Source organism: Roseateles sp. DAIF2, from assembly GCF_015624425.1.
Lineage (GTDB): Bacteria > Pseudomonadota > Gammaproteobacteria > Burkholderiales > Burkholderiaceae_C > Kinneretia.
Genome location: NZ_CP049919.1, coordinates 887,048 through 910,558 on the forward strand (window position 1 = coordinate 887,048; position 23,511 = coordinate 910,558).

Below are 23,511 nucleotides of genomic sequence, written 5' to 3' on the forward strand. Positions count from 1 at the left end.
GTGTTGCTAGTGCGTGAAATGAATGCGGCCGACATCCCCGCGGTGGCGGAGGTGCATCGGGCCTCGTTTGTGCGCCAGTGCCTGTCGCATGAGTGGATCAGCGCCAGCTTCAATGCGCGGCCCAAGACCCTGGCCTTCGTGGCGGAAAGGGAAGGGGCCGTCGCGGCCTATATCTTCTGGACCCAGAAGAGCGGCTTCAGGCCGGAGGTGGTGCTGGAGCTGGAACAGCTGGCCGTGCATCCGGCGCATCGCGCGCGAGGAGTGGGGCGGGCCTTGATCGAGCGTTCGCTGCCGCTGGTGAAAGCTCTGCTACACGAGCAGCAGGGCGCGGTGCTCAAGCATGTACTCGTCACCACGCGGGCCGACAACCATGCGCAGCAGCTGTACCGGCAGACCCTGGGCGCCGAGATCGAGGCGGTGATCCCGAATCTCTACTCGGCCGACGAGGTGCTGATGGTCGCGCGCCATCCCCCGGGCTGATCGGGGCATTGGGGGGCGAGGCGGCAAGTACCGATGGCTCCGGTGAGCTAGCGCCAGGCCTCGGTCCAGCAGGGTTATCACGGGCACCGCTCCCAGTCTCAAGTTGTAGTATGACCTGATCAATCTACAAATACAGGCCGGAGACAAACGCCTTGGCAAGCCCCGCTGCCGCGTCGTCCGCGACGCCCTTGCAGACAGATGCGCCCGCGCCGCGGCTGCAGGCCAGCCGCCTGTCGGACCGGCTGGCGGCGCTGCTGGCCGAGCAGGTGGTCTCCGGCGCGCTGAACCCGGGCGACCGGCTGCCGACCGAGCAGCAGCTCTCCGAGCGGCATGGCGTGTCGCGCACCGTGGTGCGCGAGGCGGTGCACCAGCTGAAGTCGCAGGGCCTGCTGATCTCGCGCCAGGGCTCGGGCGTCTATGTCGCGCCGCCGGCGCTGAACAAGCCGCTGGCCTTCGATCCCACGGTGCTGGAATCGCTGGAGGCGGTAACCCATATCGTCGAGGTGCGGCGCGCGCTGGAGGGCGAGATCGCCGCGCTGGCGGCGCGGCGCGCCACGCGTGCGCAGATCGCCGGCCTGCGCCGCGCGCTGCGCGCGATCGAGGCCGCGGTGGCGGCCGGCGGCGACGGCGTCGAGCAAGACCTGGCCCTGCACCGCGCGATCGCCGAGTCCACCGGCAATCCGCAGTTCGGCCGCCTGCTCGGCTTCCTGGAGCAATACCTGCGCGAGGCGATGCGGGTGACGCGCGGCAACGAGGCGCGGCACCAGGGCTTTGCCGACGCGGTGCGCGACGAGCACCGGGCCCTGGTCGAGGCGATCGCGGCGCGCGACGAAAGCGGCGCACGCCGCATCGCGATGGGCCATATGGAAAAGGCGGCGCAGCGGCTCGAGGTCGCCGGCATGCTGCCGGGTACCAAGGGCGCAGCGCGCAGCAGGCGGGGCACGACATGAAGCATGAGCTCACCCTGGGCGTGATCGGTCTGGGCTCGATGGGTTTCGGTGCCGCCGTCTCGGCGCTGCGCCGCGGCCTGCCGGTCTGGGGGCTGGACCTGCGCGCCGAGGCGCGCGAGCGCTTTGCGGTCGAGGGTGGGCATGCCACCGACTCGCTGGCCGAGCTGGCCGCGGCCTGCGATGTGGTGCAGTTGCTGGTGGTCAATGCGGCGCAGACCGAGGCGCTGCTGTTCGACCAGGCGGACCGGCCGGGGCTCGTCAGCCTGCTGCGGCCCGGCGCGGTGGTGATCGCCTCCGCGACGGTGGATCCGGCGCTGCCGCCGCAATGGGAGGCGCGGCTGGCGGAGCGCGGCCTGCTGTTCATCGACGGCCCGGTCTCGGGCGGCGCGAAGAAGGCGGCCGAGGGGCAGATGACCGTGATGGCCTCGGGCCGGCCGCAGGCCTTCGCGGCGGCCGAGCCGGCGCTGGCCGCGATCGCCGGCAAGGTCTACCGCCTGGGCGATGCGGCCGGCATCGGCTCGACGGTCAAGATGGTCAACCAGCATCTGGCCGGCGTGCATATCGCCGCGGCCTGCGAGGCGATGGCGCTGGGCCTGCGCGCCGGCGCCGATGCGCGCCAGCTCTATGAGGTGATCTGCAACTCGGCCGGCATGAGCTGGATGTTCCAGAACCGCGTGCCGCATATCCTGGACGGCGACTACCGGCCGCTGTCCAGCGTCAACATCTTCGTCAAGGACCTGGGCATCGTGCTGGACGCGGCGCGCCAGCTGCAGTTCCCGTTGCCGCTGGCCGCGCAGGCGCACCAGCTCTACCTCGCCACCGCGGCCGCCGGCCATGGCGACGAGGACGATGCCGCGGTGATCAAGCATTACGCGGCGCTGGCCGGACTGAAGCTGCCGGAGGGCCAGGCATGAGCGAGGTGCAGCGCCCGGTGCTGGGCGTGATCGCCGACGATTTCACCGGCGCCAGCGACGTGGCCAGCATGCTGGTGCGCGAGGGCCTGCGCACCCGGCTGCTGATCGGTGTGCCGCCGGCCGGGATGGCGCCGCCCGCCGATGCCGACGCGCTGGTGATCGCGCTGAAGAGCCGCACCGTGCCGGCCGCCCAGGCGGTGGCGGCCTCGCTGGCCGCGCTGGGCTGGCTGCGCGAGCGCGCGCAGGCGCGCCAGTTCTACTTCAAGTACTGCTCCACCTTCGATTCGACGCCGGCCGGCAATATCGGGCCGGTGGCCGAGGCCCTGCTGGAGGCGCTGGGCGGCGACTTCACGATCGCCTGCCCGGCCTTCCCTGAGAACGGCCGCACGGTGTTCCGCGGCCATCTGTTCGTCGGCGACCAGCTGCTCAGCGAATCGGGCATGCGCGAGCATCCGCTGACGCCGATGAGCGATGCGAATCTGGTGCGCGTGCTGCAGGCGCAGAGCCGGGGCCGGGTCGGCCTGCTGGGCCACCAGGCGCTGGCCGGCGGCGCGGCCGCGGCGCGCGAGCGCATTGCCGCGCTGCGCGCCGAGGGCGTGCGCCTGGCGGTGGCCGATGCGGTCGACGACCATGACCTGCGCGTGTTGGCCGAGGCCTGCATCGAGCTGCCGCTCTTGACCGCCGGCTCCGGCCTGGCGCTGGGCCTGCCGGCGCTCTATGCGGCGCGCGGCTGGGTGCAGCCGGATGCGGCGGCGGCGGACCTGCCGGCGGTCGGCGGGCGCGCGGCGGTGCTGTCGGGCTCCTGCTCGACAGCCAGCAATGCGCAGGTGCGACATTGGCTGGAGGCCGGCCGGCCCGCGCTGCGGCTCGACCCGCTGGCGCTGGCCGAGGGCCAGCCGCTGGTCGAGCAGGCGCTGGCCTGGGCGGGCAGGCAGGCCTGGCCGCTGCTGATCTACGCCACCGCCGAGGCCGAGGCGCTGCGGCGGGTGCAGATGACGCTGGGCGCGGCGCGCGCCGGCGCGCTGGTCGAGACGGCGCTGGCCGCGATCGCGCGCGGCCTGGTCGAGCGGCATGGCGTGCATCGCCTGGTGGTGGCCGGCGGCGAGACCTCGGGCGCGGTGGTGCAGGCCCTGGGCCTGCAGGCGCTGCGCATCGGCGCGGCCATCGATCCCGGCGTGCCCTGGACCCATGCCGAGGGGCCGGGCGGCCAGCCGCTGCTGCTGGCGCTGAAGTCCGGCAACTTCGGCACGGTCGACTTCTTCGCCAAGGCGCTGCGCCGGGTGGCCTGATGAGCGAAGCGATGCCGCAAGACCTGACCCTGCGCGAGGAGATCTGCCGCGTCGGCCGCTCCCTGTTCGAGCGCGGCTATCTGCATGCGACGGCCGGCAACATCAGCCTGCGCCTGCCCGAGGGGCGCGGCTTCCTGATCACGCCCACCGAGGCCTGCCTGGGCTGGCTGCGGCCGGAGCAGCTGGCCCATGTGGCGGCCGACGGCGCGACCCAGCTCAGCGGCGATCGCGCCAGCAAGACCCTGGCCCTGCACCGGCGCATCTACGCGGCCGAGCCGCGCGCGCAATGCGTGATCCACAGCCACAGCACTCATCTGGTGGCGCTGAGCCTGGCCGGCGTCTGGCGGCCCGACCGGGTGCTGCCGCCGCTGACGCCCTACTACCTGATGAAGGTCGGCCCGGTGCCGCTGATCCCCTACCACCGGCCCGGCGATCCGGCGGTGGCCGAGCGGGTGGCCGCCGCGATCGAGGCCGGGCATGCAGCCGGCACGCCGCTGCGCGCGGTGCTGCTGGAGCGGCTCGGCCCCAATGTCTGGCACGAGTCGCCGGCCGCCGCGATGGCGGTGCTGGAGGAGCTGGAGGAGACCGCGCGGCTGTGGCTGATGACGCGCGACCGTCCCGACGCGCCGGCGCCGCTGGACGAGGCCCGGATCGAGGAGCTGCGCCGCCATTTCGGCGCGGTCTGGTGAACGGATGAAGAACCACTAGCAGAACAAGGACGAGCCATCCGATGCCGCAATTCGCCGCCAACCTGAGCCTGATGTACCAGGAACATGCCGACCTGCTGGATCGCTTCGGCGCGGCCGCGCGCGACGGCTTCAAGGCGGTGGAGTTCCTGTTCCCCTATGCGCATGAGGCGCGCGACCTGGCGCAGCGCCTCGCCGACCATGGGCTGCGCCAGGCGCTGTTCAATGCGCCGCCGGGCGACTTCGGCGCCGGCGAGCGCGGCCTGGCCGCGCTGCCGGGGCGCGAGGACGAGTTCCGCTTCGGCTTCGAGCATCTGGCCCTGCCCTATGCGATCGCGCTCGGCTGCCCGCGCCTGCATGTGATGGCGGGCCTGCGGCCGGCCGGCGCCGAGCCCGCGCGCCTGCGCGCCACCTATCTGGAGAACCTGGCCTGGGCGGCCGGCCTGGCGGCCCAGGCCGGGCGCGAGATCCTGATCGAGCCGATCAACCCCCGCGACATCCCGGGCTATCTGCTGAACCGCCAGGACGAGGCCCATGCGGTCGTCGCCGAGATCGGCGCAACGAACCTGAAGGTGCAGATGGATCTGTACCACTGCCAGATCGTCGAGGGCGATGTCGCGACCAAGCTGCGCCAGTACCTGCCCAGCGGCCGGGTCGGCCATCTGCAGATCGCCGGCGTGCCGGCGCGCCACGAGCCCGATGCCCAGGGCGAGCTGAACTGGCCCTGGCTGTTCGCGCTGCTCGACGAGCTGGGCTATGCGGGCCATGTCGGCGCCGAGTACCGGCCGCGCGGCGCCAGCACTACGGCGGGCCTGGGCTGGTTCGCGCCGTACAAGGAGTCCCAGGCATGAAGCTCTTGATCACCGGCGCCGCCGGCTTTCTGGGCGCGCGGCTGGCGCGTACCCTGCTGGCCCGCGGCCAGCTGGCCGGCCGGCCCATCACGGCCCTGGTGCTGGCCGACCTGCATGCGCCGCCGCCCGAGCTGCTGGCCGATGCGCGGGTCCAGGCGCGCAGCGGCGCGCTGCTGGAGCAGGCCGCGGCGCTGGGCGCCGAGGGCTTCGATGGCGTGTTCCATCTGGCTTCGGCGGTGTCGGCCGAATGCGAGCTGGATTTCGAGCTGGGCCTCAGGTCCAACCTCGACACCACGCGCGCGCTGCTGGACGCGCTGCGGCTCGGGGGCCAGGCGCCGCGCTTCGTGTTCGCCAGCTCGGTCGCGGTGTTCGGCGGCGATGCGACGCTGCCGCTGCCGGCGCTGGTGCGCGACGACACCCTGCCGCTGCCGCAGTCCTCCTACGGCATCCACAAGTTCATCTGCGAGCAGCTGGTCGCGGACTACACGCGCAAGGGCTATATCGACGGCCGCAGCGCGCGGCTGATGACGGTGGCGGTGCGCCCCGGCCGGCCCAATGGCGCGGCCTCGGGCTTTCTGTCCGGCATCGTGCGCGAGCCGCTGGCCGGGCTGGACGCGGTCTGCCCGGTGGCGCCAGAAACCGCGGTCGCGCTGGCCTCGCCGGCCGCGACCATCGCCGGCCTGATCCGCGCCTACGAGGCCGCGCGCGAGGACTTCGGTGGCCGCAGCGCGCTGAACCTGCCGGCGCTAACGGTCACGGTGCGGCAGATGCTGGATGCGCTGGCCGCGCTGGCCGGGCCCGAGGCGCTGGCGCGGGTGCGCTTCGAGCCGGACCCGGCGATCGCGCGCCTAGTCGGCGGCTGGCCGGCGCGCTTCGAATCGGCGCGCTGCGCGCGGCTGGGCCTGGTGCCGGAGGCCGACTTCCTCGGCGTGCTGCGCCAGTACGCGGCCGATCACCCGCAGGCGATCCGGGTGCCGCTGCGGCTCTAAGGCTTCCTTTCTTTCTCGCGCGCTTCTTTTCGCTTCACGACAACGGAGACAAACCACCATGAACCAGATGCTGAAGAAAACGAAGTTGATGATGATGACGATGGCGCTGCTGGCCGCGGCCGGCGCGGCCTCGGCCCAGACGGTGCTGAAGATCGGCTACGCGACCACCAAGGAATCGCATTACGGCGTCGGCTCGACGGTGTTCTGCGACGAGGTCGAGAAGGGCACGCAGGGCCGCTACAAATGCCAGCAGTTCCCCAGCTCCGCGCTGGGCGGCGAGCGCGAGCAGATCGAGGCGGTGCAGCTCGGCACCCAGGACCTGACCAACACCTCGACCGGGCCGCTGGGCAACTTCCTGCCCGATGTGAAGCTGTTCGACATCCCCTTCCTGTTCCGCGACTACAACCATGCGCGCCACACGATGGACGGGCCGATCGGCCAGGACGTGCTGAAGAAGCTGCAGGGCAAGGGCCTGGTCGGCCTGGCCTGGACCGAGAACGGCTTCCGTCACATGACCAACAACAAGCATCCGATCGTCAAGCCGGAGGACGCCAAGGGCCTGAAGCTGCGCACGATGGAGAACAAGATCCATATGGAGGGCTACAAGACCTTCGGCCTGCTGCCGACGCCGATGGCCTTCCCCGAGCTGTTCGGCGCGCTGCAGCAGGGCACGGTGGACGGTCAGGAGAACCCGATTCCGGTGATCCTCTCGTCCAAGTTCGCCCAGGTGCAGAAGCATCTGTCGCTGACCGGCCATGTCTATTCGCCGGCGGTGCTGCTGCTGTCGCCCACGGTGTGGAACAAGCTCAACGACGCCGACAAGAAGGTCTTCACCGAGGCCGCGGCCAAGGGCGCGGCGGCGCAGCGCAAGAAGGTCAATGACGACGAGGCCAATGGCATCGCGCAGCTGAAGAAGGACGGCATGCAGGTGGTCGAGAAGGTCGACGGGGAGGCCTTCCGCAAGGCGGTGACGCCGGCCTATGCGAACTTCGCCAAGGAGTTCGGCGCCGACAAGATCGCCGCGGTGCAGGCGGTCAAGTAAGCACGGAAACGAGCCACGCGCCGGCCCGGCCGGCGCGCGCGGGAGCTGCCTCCATGTCGATGAATCTGTTCGAGAAATATTTCCTCGCGGCCAACCGCTGGGCGCTGATCATGCTGCTGGCGGCGATGGCGCTGATCATTTTTACCAATGTCGTGCTGCGCTACCTGACCCGCGAGTCGATCGAATGGGCCGAGGAAGTGGCCCGCCACCTGATGATCTGGCTGACCTTCCTGGGCGCCGGCCCGGTGCTGCGCTACGGCGGCCATATCGCGGTGGAGAACCTGCAGGACAGCCTGCCGCGGCCGGCGGCGGTGCTGCTGCGCGGGCTGATCGCGCTGCTGCTGCTGGGCTTCTTCGGCTTCATGATCTGGTACGGCCTGCTCTATATGGAGCGCACCCAGTACCAGACCACCGCCGCGACCCAGATCTCCTTTGCCTGGATCTACGCGGCGATGCCGGTCGGCGGCGCGCTGCTGGTGGTGCATTGGCTGCTGATCATGCGCGGCTATCTGCGCGAGCGCGTGTTCGCGGCGGACGCGCATTTCGATGCGAATGCGAGCGCATCTCTATGAGTGCCAGCTTGATCCTGCTGCTGAGCGCCTGCGCGTTTCTCGCGATCGGCGTGCCGGTCGCGTTCGCGCTGGGCCTGTCGACCCTGGCCGCGCTGACCCTGGGCACCAACTACCCGCTGTTCGTGCTGCTGAAGGAAACCTTCACCGGCATCGACAGCTTCCCGCTGATGGCCGTGCCCTTCTTCATCCTGGCGGCCGAGCTGATGAGCGGCGGCTCGCTGACCGAGGTGCTCTTGCGCTTCGCCAGCCAGTTCGTCGGCCACAAGCGCGGCGGCCTGGGCTACACCAATGTGGTCGGCCTGACCTTCTTTTCGGGCATCTCCGGTTCGGCCCTGGCCGATGCGGCCGGCCCGGGCTCGATGATGATCAAGATGATGGACAAGGCCGGCTATGACCGCGCCTATGCGGCGGCGCTGACCGCGTCGACCGCGATCGTCGGGCCCATCATCCCGCCTTCGATCATCATGATCATCTACGCGCTGCAGGACGAGAGCGTCTCGGTCGGCGCGCTGTTCGTCGCCGGCCTGCTGCCGGGCCTCTTGATCGCGCTGGGCATGAGCTTCGTCAACTGGCGCGTCTCGACCCGGCGCAACTACCGCGGCGACGGCGAGCATCCCGGCTGGCGCGAGATCGCCGCCACCAGCCTGAAGGCCTTCCCGGCGCTGCTGCTGCCGGTGCTGATCCTGGGCGGCATGCGCGCCGGCTGGTTCACGCCGACCGAGGCCTCGGTGGTGGCGGTGTTCTACGCGCTGGTCTGCGGCAAATGGATCTACCGCACCCTGTCCTGGGGCGCGCTGCCGGACATCCTGGCGCGCTCCGCGCTGCTGACCGCCTCGGTGCTGATCATCATCGGCCTGTCCGCCTCCTTCGCCTGGGTGCTGACGATCGAGGGCCTGCCGCAGCAGCTGGCCGAATGGATGGCGGCGCAGAACTTCTCGGTGGTCGGCTTCCTGCTCGCGGTCAACGTCTTCCTGCTGCTGTTCGGCATCTTCATCGAGCCGCTGCCCGGCGTGATGGTGCTGGTGCCGATCCTGGCGCCGGTGGCAGCCAAGGTCGGCGTGGAGCCGGTGCATTTCGCGATGGTCGTGATCTTCAACCTGACGCTCGGGATGATCACGCCGCCGGTCGGCGGCCTGCTGTTCGTCACCTCGAATGTCTCGCGCGTGCCGCTGGCCGCGCTGGTGCGCGAGCTCAAACCCTTCCTCTGGGCGCATGGCGTGATCCTGCTGATCATCACCTTCATCCCGGCGCTCAGCACCTGGCTGCCGCACCAATTGGGCTTCAAGTAGGAGGAAAACCGCCATGCAGGCACAGCTCAATCTGATCGACGGCGAAGCATGCGCCGCCGCCTCGGGCCGCACGCTCGAGGTGCTCGATCCCTCCGACGGCCAGGTCTTCGCCAGCCTGCCGCGCAGCGACGCGCGCGATGTGGATGCCGCGGTGGCCGCGGCGCGGCGCGCCTTCCATGGCCCCTGGGGCCGCGCGACGGCCACCGAGCGCGGCCGCGTGCTGAGCCGGCTGGCCGCGCTGATCCTGGAGCATCACGAGGACCTGGCGCGGCTGGAATGCCGCGACACCGGCAAGCCGATCCAGCAGGCGCGCGCCGACATCACGGCCTGCGCGCGCTACTTCGAGTATTACGGCGGCGCGGCCGACAAGCTGCATGGCGAGCAGATCCCCTATGCGGCCGGCAGCACCGTGATCGCGCTGCGCGTGCCGCATGGCGTGACCGGCCACATCATTCCCTGGAACTACCCGGCGCAGATCTTCGGCCGCTCGGTCGGCGGTGCGCTGGCCGCGGGCAATGCCTGCGTCGTCAAGCCGGCCGAGGATGCCTGTCTGACGCCGCTGCGCATCGCCGCGCTGGCGCTGCAGGCCGGGCTGCCGGCCGGCGCGCTGAACATCGTCTGCGGCCTCGGCATCGAGGCCGGCGCCGCACTGGCCGCGCATCCGGACCTGAACCATATCTCCTTCACCGGCTCGGCCGCCACCGGCACCGCGGTGGCCCAGGCCGCGGCGGTGAATCATCTGCCCGTGACCCTGGAGCTGGGCGGCAAGTCGCCGCAGCTGCTGTTCGCCGATGCGGACCTGGACCAGGCGCTGCCGGTGGTCGTCAACGCGATCGTGCAGAACGCCGGCCAGACCTGCGCGGCCGGCAGCCGGGTGCTGATCGAGCGCAGCATCCACGCCGAGGTGATGGAGCGGCTGGCCGCGCGCTTCGCGGCGCTGCGCACAGGCCCCGGCGCCCAGGGCCTGGACTGCGGGCCGCTGATCAATGCGCGCCAGCTGGGTCGGGTGCGGGCGATGGTCGACGCGGGCCTGGCCGACGGCCTGAAGGTCGCGGCGCGCGCGACGCTGGAGGCCGATGCGCCGGCCGGCGGCTTCTACTTTCCGCCGCTGCTGCTGGACCAGGTGCCGCCCGCGCATGCGATCGCGCAGCAGGAGCTGTTCGGTCCGGTGCTGGCGGCCTTCACGTTCGACGGCGAGGACGAGGCGGTGGCGCTGGCCAACGGCACGCCCTATGGCCTGACCGCCGCGGTCTGGACCCGCGACGGCGGCCGCCAGCTGCGCTGCGCCCATGGCATCGAGGCCGGCCAGGTCTTCGTCAACAACTACGGCGCCGGCGGCGGCATCGAGCTGCCCTTCGGCGGCATGAAGCACTCCGGCTACGGGCGCGAGAAGGCCTTCGAGGGCCTGCGCGGCTTCACCACCCTCAAGACCATCGCCATCTCGCATGGCTGACAAGGACAAGCCCATGACAGCAAGAAACCTGCAAGACCGCGTCGCCATCGTCACCGGCGCCGGCGGCGGCTTCGGCGAGGGCATCGCCAGGCTCTTCGCCGAGCGCGGCGCCAAGGTGGTGGTCGCCGATCTGCGGCTGGAGGCCGCGCAGGGCGTGGCCGCCGCGATCCGCGCGGCCGGCGGCGACGCGATCGCGGTGCTGGCCGACGTGACGCAGAACGCCTCGGTCGGCGCGATGGTCGCGGCCGCGGTGGCGCAATACGGCCGGCTCGACATCCTGGTCAACAACGCCGGCACCACGCACAAGAACCGCCCGATGCTGGAGGTCGACGAGGCCACCTTCGACCGCGTCTACCAGACCAATGTCAAGAGCATCTATCTCGGCGCCGTGCATGCGGTGCCGCAGTTCCGCAAGCAGGCGGCGGCGGGGCAGAGCAAGGGTAAAGGCGTGATCATCAATATCGCGTCCACCGCCGGCGTGCGGCCGCGCCCGGGCCTCAGCTGGTACAACGGCAGCAAGGGCGCGGCGATCAACCTGACCAAGGGCATGGCGGTCGAGCTGGCGCCCGAGGGCATCCGCGTCTGCGCGGTGAACCCGGTGATGGGCGCGACCGGCCTGATCCAGGACTTCCTGCCCGGCGAGGACAGCGAGGAGACCCGCGCCAAGATCGTCGCGACCATCCCGCTGGGCCGGCTCTCGACCGCGCTGGACATCGCCAAGGCGACGGCCTTCCTGGCCAGCGACGAGGCCGAGTTCATCACCGGCGTCGCGCTGGAGGTGGACGGCGGGCGCTGCATCTGAGCCCGCGTCCTCAGAGAGCCTCCAGCCGCCAGCCCGTGGCGCCGGCTTCCAGCCGATGCGTCAGACCGACGCTGGCCAGCAGGCGCTCGTCGTGCGACACCAGCAGCAGCCCGCCCGGGTACTGGCGCAGCAGGGCCTCCAGCGCCAGCAGCGAATCGAGGTCGAGCTGGTTGCTCGGTTCGTCCAGCCGCAGCCAGCGCGCCGGTGCGTCGGCGTAGAGCGCGCAGGCCAGCGCCGCCTTGAGCCGCTCGCCGCCGCTGAGCGCGCCGCTGGGCAGCGCGATGCGCTCGGCATCGAGGCCCAGCTGGGCCAGGCGCATGCGCTGCAGGGAATCCGGCGTCCTCGGGCTGCGCTCGCCCAGCTGTGCCAGCACGGAGCGCGCCGGGTCCAGGCCGGCGAGCCGCTGGTCCAGATAGGCGTAGCAATGGCTGCCGCCGCCGGGCGGGTGCAAGCTGGCGTGGCCCCGCAGCGGCGCCAGCTCGCCGGCCAGCACGCGCAGCAGGGTGGACTTGCCGCAGCCATTCGGCCCGGTGATCGCCAGGCGCGGCCGGCCCTGCAGCCGCAGTGAATCCAGGTGGCGGGTGGCACCGCGCACAAAGGGAAGTTCCAGGTCTTCCACGCTCAGGCTCAGGTCGCCGCCCTCGGCCGTTTGCGGCCCATGCAGCACGATGGCCGGAGCCTGCAGCAGCCGGTCTGCGGCCTGCCGCACCGCCAGGTCCAGCGCTGCGCGCGCGGCGGCCTGGCGTTGTTGCAGCCGGCCGGCGCTGCCCTGTGCGCGCTCCTGCTGGCGGTCCAGCAGCAGCTTGGACTGATTCGCCTCCTTGCCCTGGCGTGCGCCGCGGCTGGCGCGCCGATCCTGGCGTTCGCGCTGTTCGCGCAGCCGCTGTTCCTCGCGGCGGCGTTCCAGCTTGCGCTGCGCCAGCTGGTCCTCGGCGTGCTGCTGCTCTTGCGCCCGGGTCGCGGCATAGAGCGAATAGCCGCCGCCACGGCTGCGCAGACCCTGCGGGGAGAGCTCGACGATGCGCGCCATGCCCTCCAGCAGCTCGCGGTCATGGCTGATCAGCAGCAGGCCGCGCGGCCAGCGGCGCAGCTGTGCGAGCAGGGCCTGGCGATGCGCTCGGTCCAGGTGGTTGCTGGGTTCGTCGAGGATCAGGAAGTCCGCTTCCGAGAGGAAAGCGCCGACCAGGGCCAGGCGCATCGCCTCGCCGCCGCTGAGCGTGGCGGCCGGATCCTCGGCCCGCAGATGGCCCAGGCCGCTGCGCTCCAGCTCGGCGCCCAGGCGCGCACGCAGATCCCAGCGCTCGCCCAGCAGCGCGAAGTCCTCGGGCGCGACGCTGCCGCGCTCGATCCGCGTCAGCGCCTCGAGCGCGGGGCGCAGGCCCGCCAGCTCGGCGACGCTGGCCGTGGGCGAGGGGGCGCCGACCTGCTGCGCGAGCCGGTGCACCGGGCCGCCGCGGGTGCAGCGGCCGGCGCTGGGCGCCAGCTCGCCGGCCAGGATGCGGCCCAGCAGGCTCTTGCCGACGCCGTTGCGGCCGACCAGTCCGGTCGGTCGGCGATCAAAGCTCTCGTGGAGATCGGAGAAGAGCGTCCTGCCGTCGGGCAGGACCAGGGTGACGCCATCCAGCGTCACGCGAGCGAAGTCTGTCGCCATGCCTTGTCGTTTCCATCGTCATCAATGCCATACATCCAGCGCCTGTGGCTACAGGGCGGCGAAGGTAAGTGGCCGTCAATCAATCGACGGCGGCATCAATGGCGCATGGGACAAGGACCTCGGCGGAAGCAAGCAATGAATGGATGCGGCGGATTCTAGTGGCCCTAGAATCCGCCGCACTCGTTGATCGATCCCTCATGCGATTTCGACAGCCATCCCTCAGAAGCAAGCTGGCCTGGCTCGTGTCCTGCACGATCCTGCTGGCGGCGCTGTTGCCGATGCTGTCGCATGTCGTGCTGGCGCGCGATTCGGCGGCCTGGGCCGAGATCTGTACCGCGACCGGCGCGAAGTTTGTGCGCCTGGACATGGGCCCGGAGTCCGGCGATCCGCAGAAGGGTTCCGGCCAGATGACGATGGAATGCGCCTACTGCGCGATCCACCATGGCCCATCGCCGCTGCCGCCGCCCGCCGAGGCCGGCTGGCAGCCGCCCAGCGCGCTGCGCTTCGAGCGCCCGCAGCTGTTCCTGCATGCACCGCGCCCGCTGTTCGCGTGGGCGCCGGTCCTCGCACGCGGTCCGCCCACCAGGGCCTGAGAGAAGCGCTTTTTTCGGCCCCCGAGCCGAGGCGCCACACCACGAGAACGCCCGCCCCGCGTCGATGCCTTGAGGCGTCGGGTGCGCGGCACCTGCTTCTCTGTTTCCTTCTCTCCGGATTCGCGCTGCGCCCTGCTGCCTGCCTTCGCCCCTTGCGGCCGCGGCATGGCGCCGCGTGCGTCCGACCGCCAGCGGTAGCGACATGTTTTCTTTTTCTCTTTCTTCATCTTCTTCGTTCCATCCGTCCCCCTTGCTGCTGGCCCTGCTGGCCGGCTTTGCCGCGACACCGCCGGTCGTGGCGCAGACGGGCGCTGCAGCCCAGCTGGAGCGCGTCACCATCGACGCCGCCCGCCACGGTGGCCCCGCGCCGCTGGAGCACAGCGCCGGCAGCAGCTCGCGCCTGGGCCTGAGCCTGCAGGAGACGCCGGCCAGCGTCACCGTGATCCGGCGCGAGAGCATCGAGGCGCGCGGCGCCGCCAACACCCAGGAGATCCTGAAGGGCGTGCCCGGCGTGGTGTTCGCCGACCCGCCGGGTTCCGCCGGCACGGTGTTCTACCGCGGCTTCGGCTCCGGCTCGCTGGCCCAGCTCTACAACGGCATCAGCGTGCAGTACGACGCGATCGCCGCGCGGCCGGTGGACAGCTGGATCGTCGAGCGGGTCGAGGCGATCGGAGGCCCGTCGAGCTTCCTGAACGGCTCCGGCGCGGTCGGCGGCACGCTCAACATCATCACCAAGATCGCCGACAACGGCGGCGAGCTGAGCCGCTTCGTCGTCGGCCTGGGCGATCGCCTGCAGGCCTCGGCCAGCCTTCAGCGCCGCCTGGGCGAACAGGACGGGGGCCAGGTCTTGCGCGTCGAGCTGAACCGCAGCGAGGGCGCGCTCTGGACCCAGGGCCGCGACCGCAGCGCCTGGCAGGCATCGGCCTCCTGGCGCGCCCCGATCGCCGGCAGCGCGCTGGTGCACACCCTGGCCGTCGAACGCCAGCACGAGAAAGTGCTGCAGCCCTACTGGGGCACGCCGATGCTGCGCGGCGCCGATGGCACGGTCATCGGGCGCCTGCGCTTCGATCCCGGCACCTTCGGCGTCAACTACAACGTGCAGGACGGCCGCTACGAGCAGGACGTGAGCTGGGCCCGTTCCATCCTCGAATGGAGCCCGAATGCCAGCACGCGGCTGACGCATACGCTCTATCACTACGACGCGCTGCGCGACTACGAGAACCTGGAGACCTATGTCTTCAGGAACGGCAACCGCCAGGTCGAGCGCTCCGGCGCGCTGCTGCAGCGGCACGATCAGCGGGTCTGGGGCAGCCGTCTGGAGCTGAGCCATGCGACGCGCATCGCCGGGCTGCGCTCCGACTTCGCCTTCGGCACCGACTGGAGCTTCAACCGTCAGACGCGCTTCCCGCTGTCGGTGAACGGGCCCTTCGGACTGAGCGATCCCTATGCGCCGGTGGTCGGCCAGTTCCTGGATCTGCCGGGCATCAGCCGCAGCTACACGCCCGGCGCCACCAATCTGCTGCGCAGCTTCGCGGCCTTTGCCGAGAACCGCACCGAGCTGGGCCAGGGCTGGGCCGTCGTGACCGCGCTGCGGGCCGACCGCATCTCGATGGATGTGCGCAACCATCGCGCGGTCAGCGCCAGCAACCCGGCCCTGTTCGAGACCCGCTTCAAGCCGGTCACCGGCCGCCTCGGCTTGGTCAAGGACCTGTCGAAGGACTGGCAGGTCTATGCCCAGGCCAGCACCGCGGCCGATCCGCCGTCGGGCGTGCTGGCGACGGCCGGCTTCAGCGCGCTGCGCGACTTCGACCTGACCAAGGGGCGCCAGTTCGAGGTCGGCAGCAAGCGAGGCTTCGATCAGGGCCGCGGCGCGGCGACGATCGCGCTCTACGACATCCGGCGCAAGAACCTGTCGATCACCGACCCGAATGACCGCAGCCGGGTGATCCCGGTCGGCGAGCAGGGCAGTCGCGGCCTGGAGCTCAGCGCGCAATGGCGGCCGGTGCCTGCCTGGCAACTGGCCGGGCATTGGAGCTGCACCCGCGCGCGCTACGAGAACTTCGTCGAGACGGTGGAAGGGATCGGCCCGGTCTCGCGCGCCGGCCGGCGGCCGGCCAATGTGCCCGCGGTGGTCGGCGGTCTGAGCGCCGACTGGCGGCCGCATGAGGCGCTGATGCTGGGCGCGGACTGGCGCTATGTCGGCAAGCGCTATGCGAACACCGCCAACACGATCTGGGACGAGGCCTACCAGCTGATCGGCCTGAGCGCGGCCCTGCGCCTGACGCCGCAGCTGACGGCGCGCGCGCGCATCGACAACCTGGCCGACAAGCGCTATGTGGCCAGCCTCAGCTCCAGCCTGCCCTATCTGGGCGCGCCGCGCAGCATCAGCGGCGCGCTCGACTGGAGGTTCTGAGCATGGTGCTGAAGCGCTGGCTCTATCTGCTGCATCGCTGGGCCGGCATCGCGCTGTGCCTGGTGATGGCGCTGTGGTTCCTGTCGGGCATGGTGATGCTCTATGTCGGCTATCCCAAGCTGACGCCGGCGGAGCAGCGGCAAGGCCTGACCCCCTTGCCGGCCGAGGCCTGCTGCGTGCCGCTGGCGCAGGCGCAGCAGGCGGCCGCGACGCAGCATGGCCAGCCGCCGGGCGCGGCGCGCCAATGGCGGCTGAACACGGTGGCCGGCGAGCCGCGCTACTTCTTCAGCTTCGGCGAAGGGCACGGGCAGCGGCTGGTGGCGGTCGATGCGCGCAGCGGCGCGGCCATCCGCGCGATCGATGCGGAAGCGGCGCTGGCCTCGGCCCGCCATTTCGCGCGGGGGGCCGAGGCGCGCCTGCTGGCGCGCCTCGAGGGCGAGGATGCCTGGACCCATTCGCGTGCGCTCGATCCGCACCGGCCCCTGTATCGCATCGAGGTGGACGATGCCGAGCGGCGCTGGCTCTATGTCAGCGGCCGCACCGGCGAGGTGGTGCGCGACGCGACCCTGACCGAGCGCCGCTGGGGCTGGATCGGCGCCTGGCTGCACTGGCTCTATATGTTCCGCGGCGGCCCGCTCGATGGCATCTGGACCGATCTGGTGATCTGGCTGTCGCTGGCGGGCGGGGTGCTGGCGCTGAGCGGGATGGTGGTGGGCGTCTGGCGCTGGCGCTTCAAGGGCCGCTACAAGACCGGATCGCGCTCGCCCTATCGCGAGCCGGTCGCGCGCTGGCACCATCTGCTGGGCCTGGCCGGCGGCAGCCTGGCGCTGACCTGGGTGCTGAGCGGCCTGTTCTCGATGAACCCCTGGAAGCTGTTCGAGGCGCCGGGCCCGCGGCCGGACCGCATCGCCCTCGCCGGCGGCCGCCTGCAGGCCGGGCAGGGGCCCGAGGCCGGCGCCGCGCTGCGGGCGCAAGAGCAGGCGGTGCTGGCGATCGAATGGCGGCGCGTCGACGGCCAGCAGCATCTGCTGCTGCAGGGCGCCGGCGGTGCGCAATGGCTGGTCGATGCGCAGGGCCGGCGTGTGCCCGAGCGCCTGCTGCCGGGTGCCCGCGTGCTGGATGAGGGAGAGGAATGGCTGCGCGGCTACGACCGCTACTACTACGCCCGCGAGGCCCACACGATGACCGGCCAGCGCGAGCGCCCGCTGCCGGCGCTGCGCCTGCGGCTGGACGATGCCGAGCAGCATTGGGTGGTGCTCGACCCGGCGACCGGCGCCATCGTCCAGCTGAGCAACCGGCGCCAGCGCGCCGAACGCTGGCTGTTCGCCTTCCTGCACAGCTTCGACCTGCCGCCGTTCCTCAACGCCCGCCCGCTCTGGGACGGCTGGATGCTGGGCTTCAGCCTGGCCGGCCTGGCGCTGAGCCTGAGCGGGGTGGTGATGGGGTGGCGGCGGTTGCGGGGGCAGCGGGCGGGCGCTTGGGGTGAGGCCGTAGTGTGAGAGCGGCCCGCAAAACGTAGCATGCATGCGCGGCAAGGCCTGACCCCGGAACGATTTGCCGGAGTCGATGCGGTTTCCAAAGAGAGCAACTCCAATGCGCGTCTTCTTGTTCTTCTTGATCCTCATCGCCCTTGCCGGCGGCGCTCAGGCGGCCTCGCCCGCTAGCCCTTCGCTGGGTATCACTCCGGCAGCCGGCCCGCATGCCGTCGGCCTGCGCGTCGTGCAGCAGTACGACTACAGCCGCGTGCTGGCAGCGCCGGTCGATGCCTTCGGCCAGGCCGGCAAGGCGGGACCGGCGCGGCCCATCCAGACCCTTGTCTGGTACCCGGCCCAACGCAGCCGTGCGGCGCCCATGCGCGTGGCCGACTATCTCCAGGCCAGCCTGAGCGATGTCGACTTCGCGTTCCCCAAGGCAGAAGCGGCCAGGCAGCGAGCGGGCTGGATGGCGGGGCCGCAGCGAGCGCAGTTCGGCGCACCGACCCGCGCGGTGCGGGATGCCGCAGCGGCGGGCGGCCGCTATCCGGTGCTGATCTACGCGCCCAGCTTCGGCGCCTTCGCCCATGAGAACCTGGATCTCTGCGAATACCTGGCCAGCCATGGCTATGTGGTCCTGGCGAGTCCCAGCCTGGGCGCGCGCTCGATCGCGATGAGCGCCGACAACGAAGGCGTGGAGGCACAGGCCGCGGATATCGCCTTCCTGGCCCACTACGCGCAATCGCTGCCGCAGGCCGACATCACCAGGCTCGCGGCGGTCGGCTTCAGCTGGGGCGGCATGGCCAATGTGTTCGCCGCGGCGCGCTCGAACCGGATCAAGGCGCTGGTCAGCCTGGATGGATCCATCCGCTTCTTTCCAAAGATATGGAGCGCCGCCGGTTACGTCCGTCCTGCGAGCACGGCCGTGCCGCTGCTGTTCCTGGCAGCGCCCGCAGCGGGCGCGAAGGCGATGGAGATCGATGACGCGAGCTACCTCGGCACCATGAAGTACTCGGACGTCTACGCTGCCACCCTGTACCCACTGACGCACGGCGACTTCAGCTCATGGCATCTGCGCTTTGCCCCTGCGGACGTCTCGCCTGTAGATGCCCGGCTGCAGGCCTACCGCAGTGCGGCGCTCTACACACGCCGCTTCCTGGACGCCTACCTGAAGAACGATGCGAGCGCCTTGGAGTTCTTGCAGGCCCCTCCCGCGCAGAACGGCATCGGCTCGGAGCTGATGTCCATGGCGATCCGCCCGGCCAGCTTCGTGCTGCTCGGCGAGGCGGATTTCCTGCGCGCTTTCGCCAAGGCCGGGTACCGGAATGCGCGCGACCTCTATACGCAAATGTCCGCCCGGTCCCCCGATTTCAGGCTCAGCCCCGCGAACCTGAACCAGCTCGGCGCCCAACTGCTGCAGGCAGGCAACGCGCGGGGCGCCGTGGAGCTGTTCCAGCTGGCGACCCATATCGAACCCGGCTTCGCCAGTGCTTTCGACGGCGAGGGCGCGGCGTATGAGTCTTTGGGCGAGACGGCGCTGGCCATCGCCGCTTATGAAAAAGCGGTGGCGGCCGACAAGAACCAGGGCAAGGCCAGGGCCAGGATCGAGGCCCTGCGCGCGGGCGGTCCGAAGTAAGCAGACAGGAGGCCCTGGCAGGCGGTTGAAAAACGTCGCGAGGACGGCCAGCTGCTAGGCGCCCGGAGCGCAGGAACCGGAACGTACTTCCTGTACGTGAGGATTCCGAGCACCGCGCAACGACGCAGATGGTCGCCGCAGTAGTTTCTCAACAGCCTGTTAGTCGAACTCGATGACCGCCTCGATCTCCACCGCGAAGCCCTTGGGCAGCGAGCCGACGCCGATCGCGGAGCGGGCATGCTCGCCGCGTTCGCCGAGCACCGCGACCAGCAGGTCCGAGCAGCCGTTGATGACCTCGGTATGGCCGGTGAAGTCGGGGTCGGCATTGACCATGCCGAAGACCTTGACCACGCGCCGGACCCGCCCGAGGTCGCCGAGCGCCTGCCGGGTCAGCGCCAGCAGATGGAGCGCCACCTCGCGGGCATGGGCCTGCTCGATCGAGACCTCGCGGCCCACCTTGGGTATCGGCAGGCCGTTTTCCTCCCGCAGCGGCGCGCCCTTGCCGGACAGGTAGAGGGTGGACCCCGAGACGATGTAGGGCCGGAAGCTGCCGCGCGGCGGGGTGATCGGCGGAAGGCTCAGTCCGAGCGCCTGCAGGCGCTCTTCGGCGGTGGAGGTGGATGCCATTGCGCCAGTGTAGGGAGGAAACCGCGGGCCTCGATGACATCAGCCGGCCCAGACCGGCTCCAGCCCCTCCCGCGCCAGCGCCGCCCGGCTGGCCGGCCTGGCCTCGATCCGCGCGCCATGGGCCCGCAGCGCGGGCGCCAGCGGCAGCTCCAGCATCATGGCCCAGCGCAGCAGCACATAGAGCAGCGCGTCGGCGACGCCGTAGCGATCGTCCAGCAGGTACTGGCTGGCGCCGAGTTGTCGCGTCAGCCAGTCGAAGCGGCCGCCCAGCTCCTCGACCAGCGCCCGGCGCTGCGCCGCGTCCTCCTCGAAGAACAGGCGCACGAAGGGCTTGTGCAGCTGGGTCGACAGAAAGCTCAGCAACTCCAGCTGGCGCGTGCGCGCCCAGTCGCCGGTGGGGCGCAGCGGGGCGGTGCGCTGCGACAGCCAGTCCAGCAGCGCGGTGTTCTCCGACAGCAGGCGGCCATCCTCCAGCACCAGGGCCGGCACATAGCCCTTGGCATGGATGGCGGCATAGTCCTCGCCGCCTTCGGTGCGGCGCGTCGCCAGGTCGATGCGCACCGGCTCGAAGTCGAGGCCCGTTTCGCGCAGCACGATATGGGCCGCCAGGCTGCAGGCGTTGGGGGCGTAGTAGAAGAGGATAGGGGTGGTGGGGGTGCTCATGATGATGGTGCTCCTTCGGTGTCAGGTCTGTTGTTGCTGCTGCGCTTGTTGTTGGGCATCGAGATAGGCGGCCAGCTGGTCCAGCATCTGCTCCCAGCCGGCCTGGTGGCCGGCCTCGTCGTCTGCACCACCATCGAAGTACAGGCCGGTTTCCTGGAAGCGCAGCCGGCTGCCGCCGCCCGGCAGGGCCTCGATCTCCACCGCGACTACGCCGGCGAAGCTGGGCGCTTGCGGTGCGTCGCCGGCCGGGGCCAGGGTGCTGGCGTAGACGATGCGGCGCTGCGGCTCAAGCGCCAGATAGCGGTTCTCGTTGACGAAGCCGGGCTCGCCCTCGGGGCCGAAGCGGCACAGGTCCGACTGCCCGACCCGGAAGGTGAAGCGGTCGAACGCCAGCCACCAGCCGCTGCCGGGATGGCCCCAGCGCTGCAGCGCCTCGCGCCGGGACCATGCGGCGTAGACCGCGGCGGGCTCATGGGGCAGTTCGCGCTGCAAGGCGACGTGGCCGGTGGCGATGCTGCTGTTGCTGTGGGTTGTGTTGCTCATCGGATGTCTCGCTTGATCGCTTGGTTTCGATGGCGAGATCCTCTCCGTTCGGCCTCATCGCCGCGAGAGCCGAAATGGCGGAAATAGAGGCTTTCATGCCAAACTGGGACGATGCGGAAAACCCCAGCCAAGAAAGCCCTGCGCACCCAGGAACCCCTGCTGCCGCCACCGCTGCGGGTCAGCATCCTGGCGCTGCCCGAGACCTCGGCCACCGCGGTCTACGGGCTCTATGAGATGCTGTCCTCGGTCGGCGTGCTGTGGCAGCAGGTGACCGGCGAGGCGGTCGCGGCGCGGCGCATCGAGGCGCGCATCGTCGCGCGCAGCCGCAAGCCCTACCGCTCGGCGATCGGCACGCCGATCGCGCCGCATGCCAGCTTCGCCGAGCAGGGCCTGGCCGATGTGATCGTCGTCACCGACATCGCGCTGCCGCTGGACCCCGCGGCGCCGAGCCGCTGGGGCACCGAGATCGGCTGGGTGCGCGAGCATCTGGAGGCCGGCGCGCAGGTCTGCTCGGCCTGCACCGGCGCGATCCTGCTGGCGGAGGCGGGCCTGCTGGACGGGCGCGATGCCACCTCGCACTGGAGCGCCTCGGCGCTGTTCCGCGACCGCTATCCGGCGGTGCGCTGGCGCCCCGAGCGCATCCTCTGCGACGGCGGCTTCGAAGGCCGGCTGCTGACCACCGGCGGCGCCTCCTCCTGGGAAGACCTGGCCCTGCACCTGGTGGCGCGCCATTGCGGCCAGGAGGAGGCGGTGCGCCTGGCCAAGCTCTTCGTGCTGGGCGACCGCAGCGATGGCCAGCTGCCCTTCGCGGTGATGGCGCGGCCGCGCCAGCATGAGGATGCGGTCGTGCATGCCAGCCAGCTCTGGCTGGCCGACCATTACGCGCAGCCGAACCCGGTGGCCCAGCTGGTCGCGCGCTCCGGGCTGCCGGAACGCAGCTTCAAGCGCCGCTTCACGAACGCCACCGGCTATGCGCCGGTCGACTATGTGCAGGCGCTGCGCATCGAGGAGGCCAAGCAGCTGCTGGAAAGCGGCGGCGAGGCGATCGAGCGCGTCGCCAGCAGCATCGGCTACGAGGATCCGGCCTTCTTCCGCCGCCTGTTCAAGCGCCTGGCCGGCATCACGCCGGGGCAGTACCGGCAGCGCTACCGGCGGCGCGTGGAGCCGCGCTGAGCCGGGGCGGCGTCAGCGCCCCGTTGTCAGCCGCCGCTCCAGCCCGCGCGCCAGCCATGACAGCCCGAAGCACAGCAAAAAATAGCTGCCGGCCAAGGTGGCGTAGACCTGCACCGGCTTGACCAGCACCTGGATGTTGATCTGGTTGGCGATGAAGCTCAGCTCGGACAGGCCGATGATGGTGCCCAGCGAGGTGTTCTTGATCGTCGTGACGAACTGGTTTACCAGCGAGGGCAGCATGTGGCGCAGCGCCTGCGGCAGCAGGATCAGGCGCAGGGTCTGGCCATGGCTGAGGCCCAGCGCGCGCGCCGCCAGGGTCTGGCCGCGCGGCAGGCCCTGCAGGCCGGCGCGCACGATCTCGGCGATGTAGGCCGAGTCGAACACCACCAGCGCGATCAGCATGGTGGTGAACTGGTCGCTCTTGCGCCCGGTCAGCACCGGCAGGAAGAAATAGGCCCAGAACACCACCATCAGGAGCGGCGTGCCGCGCACGCTCCAGACCAAGGCGCTGACCGGGCCGCGCAGCCAGGCGCGCGGGCTGTTGCGCGCCAGTCCGAGCAGCAGGCCGCCGGGCAGGGCCAGCAGGATGGCCAGGCCCGCGATCGCGAGCGTCAGGGCCAGGCCGCCCAGCGGCCCATGCGGATACTGGCCCACCAGGAAGTAGAGCCAGTAGGTATCGATCAGCTCGAGCATCGGGGCGGGGTCAGGAGCGCGCGGCCGGGCGCGGCGGGTAGCGGTGCTGGAAGGCCAGCGAGAGCGCGGTGATCAGCAGCGAGACCGAGAGGTAGGCGGCGGTCGCGAGCGCGAAGGTCTCGAAGCCGCGGAAGCTGCCGGTCTCGACCCGCTGCGCCTGGTACATCAGCTCGGCGGTGCCGATCGCGGTGGCGATGCTGGTGTTCTTCCACAGGTTCAGGGTCTGCGAGATCAGCGGCGGCACCATGATGCGCAGCGCCTGCGGCAGCAGCACCAGGCGCATCGCGGCCAGGTAGGAAAAGCCGAGCGCGCGCGCCGCATCGAGCTGGCCGCCGGGCACCGCGCGCAGGCCCGAGCGCATGTCCTCGGCCATATAGGCCGCGGCGTAGAGCGTCAGCGCGATCCAGGCCGCTCCGCCCTCGACGTTGTGGCCGCCCTGGTAGAGCCTTGTCTTTAGCGCCTCGGGCAACAGCTCCGGTGCGCCGAAGTACCAGAACAGCAGGTGCACCAGCAGCGGCACGCAACGGATGCCCTCGACGAAGCCGCTGCCGATGGCGCGCGCCGCACGCCGCGGCGCCAGCCGCAGCAGCGCGACGGCCGCGGCCAGCGGCAGCGCCGCGAGCAGGGCCAGGCCGGCCAGCTGCAGCGAGAACAGGAAACCGGCGAGCAGCCAGTCGCGGTAGGGCGCGGCGGCCAGCGCGCCGAAGTCGAGCTCGGGCATCGATGGCGC

At 70.9% G+C, this 23,511-nt stretch carries 23 protein-coding genes; 17 read left to right on the forward strand and 6 right to left on the reverse strand.

Annotation, left to right across the window (positions count from 1 at the left end; translation table 11 throughout):
* The 12 genes from G8A07_RS04230 to G8A07_RS04285 all read left to right on the forward strand — a co-directional run bounded on the left by G8A07_RS04230 (position 1) and on the right by G8A07_RS04285 (position 11,317).
* Positions 1 to 480 carry a GNAT family N-acetyltransferase gene (locus G8A07_RS04230; protein WP_213086234.1) on the forward strand — a complete coding sequence of 160 codons (480 nt, stop codon included), beginning with the start codon at positions 1 to 3 and terminating at the stop codon, positions 478 to 480.
* 152 nt (positions 481 to 632) lie between these two features.
* Entirely contained in the window at positions 633 to 1,430 is a 798-nt protein-coding gene (locus tag G8A07_RS04235) for a FadR/GntR family transcriptional regulator (RefSeq protein ID WP_249937215.1), read from the forward strand.
* Positions 1,427 to 2,344 carry an L-threonate dehydrogenase gene (ltnD, locus tag G8A07_RS04240; protein WP_195795856.1) on the forward strand — a complete coding sequence of 306 codons (918 nt, stop codon included), beginning with the start codon at positions 1,427 to 1,429 and terminating at the stop codon, positions 2,342 to 2,344. The genes G8A07_RS04235 and ltnD overlap by 4 nt, the downstream gene beginning before the upstream one ends.
* Positions 2,341 to 3,633, forward strand: a complete 1,293-nt coding sequence (gene otnK / locus G8A07_RS04245) for a 3-oxo-tetronate kinase (protein WP_195795857.1) — start codon at positions 2,341 to 2,343, stop codon at positions 3,631 to 3,633. Before ltnD ends, otnK begins: the two co-directional genes overlap by 4 nt.
* Entirely contained in the window at positions 3,633 to 4,322 is a 690-nt protein-coding gene (locus G8A07_RS04250) for an aldolase (protein ID WP_195795858.1), read from the forward strand. Before otnK ends, G8A07_RS04250 begins: the two co-directional genes overlap by 1 nt.
* Positions 4,323 to 4,363: 41 nt before the next feature.
* Positions 4,364 to 5,170, forward strand: coding sequence for a 2-oxo-tetronate isomerase (otnI, locus tag G8A07_RS04255; protein ID WP_195795859.1), 807 nt, complete (start codon positions 4,364 to 4,366; stop codon positions 5,168 to 5,170).
* Positions 5,167 to 6,159: a D-erythronate dehydrogenase gene (gene denD / locus G8A07_RS04260; RefSeq protein WP_195795860.1), complete on the forward strand. Its 993-nt coding sequence runs from the start codon at positions 5,167 to 5,169 to the stop codon at positions 6,157 to 6,159. Before otnI ends, denD begins: the two co-directional genes overlap by 4 nt.
* 67 nt (positions 6,160 to 6,226) lie before the next feature.
* A complete protein-coding gene (locus tag G8A07_RS04265) occupies positions 6,227 to 7,201 on the forward strand; it encodes a TRAP transporter substrate-binding protein (protein ID WP_195797584.1) in 975 nt (324 codons plus the stop codon).
* Between the two features lie 59 nt (positions 7,202 to 7,260).
* Entirely contained in the window at positions 7,261 to 7,773 is a 513-nt protein-coding gene (locus G8A07_RS04270) for a TRAP transporter small permease (RefSeq protein WP_195797585.1), read from the forward strand.
* Positions 7,770 to 9,062, forward strand: coding sequence for a TRAP transporter large permease (locus tag G8A07_RS04275; protein ID WP_195795861.1), 1,293 nt, complete (start codon positions 7,770 to 7,772; stop codon positions 9,060 to 9,062). Before G8A07_RS04270 ends, G8A07_RS04275 begins: the two co-directional genes overlap by 4 nt.
* 13 nt (positions 9,063 to 9,075) lie before the next feature.
* Positions 9,076 to 10,515 (forward strand): aldehyde dehydrogenase family protein, encoded by a 1,440-nt coding sequence (locus G8A07_RS04280; RefSeq protein WP_195795862.1) that lies wholly within the window; start codon positions 9,076 to 9,078, stop codon positions 10,513 to 10,515.
* 13 nt (positions 10,516 to 10,528) lie between these two features.
* On the forward strand, positions 10,529 to 11,317 hold the full coding sequence (locus tag G8A07_RS04285) for an SDR family oxidoreductase (RefSeq protein ID WP_195795863.1): 789 nt from the start codon (positions 10,529 to 10,531) through the stop codon (positions 11,315 to 11,317).
* 10 nt (positions 11,318 to 11,327) lie between these two features.
* Here G8A07_RS04285 and G8A07_RS04290 read toward each other — a convergent pair whose 3' ends face one another.
* Positions 11,328 to 12,968, reverse strand: coding sequence for an ATP-binding cassette domain-containing protein (locus G8A07_RS04290; protein WP_195795864.1), 1,641 nt, complete (start codon positions 12,966 to 12,968; stop codon positions 11,328 to 11,330).
* Between the two features lie 242 nt (positions 12,969 to 13,210).
* Between G8A07_RS04290 and G8A07_RS04295 the strand changes: the two genes are divergently transcribed.
* The 4 genes from G8A07_RS04295 to G8A07_RS04310 all read left to right on the forward strand — a co-directional run bounded on the left by G8A07_RS04295 (position 13,211) and on the right by G8A07_RS04310 (position 19,082).
* Complete coding sequence (locus tag G8A07_RS04295; RefSeq protein WP_195795865.1) at positions 13,211 to 13,561, forward strand: DUF2946 family protein; 351 nt, start codon at positions 13,211 to 13,213, stop codon at positions 13,559 to 13,561.
* Between the two features lie 202 nt (positions 13,562 to 13,763).
* A complete protein-coding gene (locus G8A07_RS04300; protein WP_195795866.1) occupies positions 13,764 to 15,974 on the forward strand; it encodes a TonB-dependent siderophore receptor in 2,211 nt (736 codons plus the stop codon).
* A 2-nt stretch (positions 15,975 to 15,976) separates the two neighbouring features.
* The gene (locus G8A07_RS04305) at positions 15,977 to 17,473 is read left to right on the forward strand and encodes a PepSY domain-containing protein (RefSeq protein ID WP_213086235.1); all 1,497 of its coding nucleotides are present in this window, start codon (positions 15,977 to 15,979) and stop codon (positions 17,471 to 17,473) included.
* 94 nt (positions 17,474 to 17,567) lie between these two features.
* Positions 17,568 to 19,082, forward strand: coding sequence for a dienelactone hydrolase family protein (locus tag G8A07_RS04310; RefSeq protein ID WP_195795867.1), 1,515 nt, complete (start codon positions 17,568 to 17,570; stop codon positions 19,080 to 19,082).
* Positions 19,083 to 19,241: 159 nt separating this feature from the next.
* On the opposite strand, the gene G8A07_RS04315 is transcribed toward G8A07_RS04310, so the two are convergent.
* Genes G8A07_RS04315 through G8A07_RS04325 form a run of 3 tightly spaced genes read right to left on the reverse strand, consistent with a single transcriptional unit; the run spans position 19,242 to position 20,915 of the window.
* Entirely contained in the window at positions 19,242 to 19,709 is a 468-nt protein-coding gene (locus tag G8A07_RS04315) for a RidA family protein (protein ID WP_195795868.1), read from the reverse strand.
* 39 nt (positions 19,710 to 19,748) lie between these two features.
* Positions 19,749 to 20,372: a glutathione binding-like protein gene (locus G8A07_RS04320; RefSeq protein WP_195795869.1), complete on the reverse strand. Its 624-nt coding sequence runs from the start codon at positions 20,370 to 20,372 to the stop codon at positions 19,749 to 19,751.
* A gap of 21 nt (positions 20,373 to 20,393) precedes the next feature.
* Complete coding sequence (locus G8A07_RS04325; RefSeq protein WP_195795870.1) at positions 20,394 to 20,915, reverse strand: SRPBCC domain-containing protein; 522 nt, start codon at positions 20,913 to 20,915, stop codon at positions 20,394 to 20,396.
* Between the two features lie 111 nt (positions 20,916 to 21,026).
* Here G8A07_RS04325 and G8A07_RS04330 point away from each other — a divergent pair, with 111 nt between their 5' ends.
* Positions 21,027 to 22,088 carry a GlxA family transcriptional regulator gene (locus tag G8A07_RS04330; RefSeq protein WP_213086236.1) on the forward strand — a complete coding sequence of 354 codons (1,062 nt, stop codon included), beginning with the start codon at positions 21,027 to 21,029 and terminating at the stop codon, positions 22,086 to 22,088.
* Positions 22,089 to 22,100: 12 nt separating this feature from the next.
* On the opposite strand, the gene G8A07_RS04335 is transcribed toward G8A07_RS04330, so the two are convergent.
* On the reverse strand, positions 22,101 to 22,781 hold the full coding sequence (locus G8A07_RS04335) for an amino acid ABC transporter permease (RefSeq protein ID WP_195795871.1): 681 nt from the start codon (positions 22,779 to 22,781) through the stop codon (positions 22,101 to 22,103).
* A gap of 10 nt (positions 22,782 to 22,791) precedes the next feature.
* The gene (locus G8A07_RS04340; protein WP_195795872.1) at positions 22,792 to 23,502 is read right to left on the reverse strand and encodes an amino acid ABC transporter permease; all 711 of its coding nucleotides are present in this window, start codon (positions 23,500 to 23,502) and stop codon (positions 22,792 to 22,794) included.
* Positions 23,503 to 23,511: the final 9 nt, after the last annotated feature.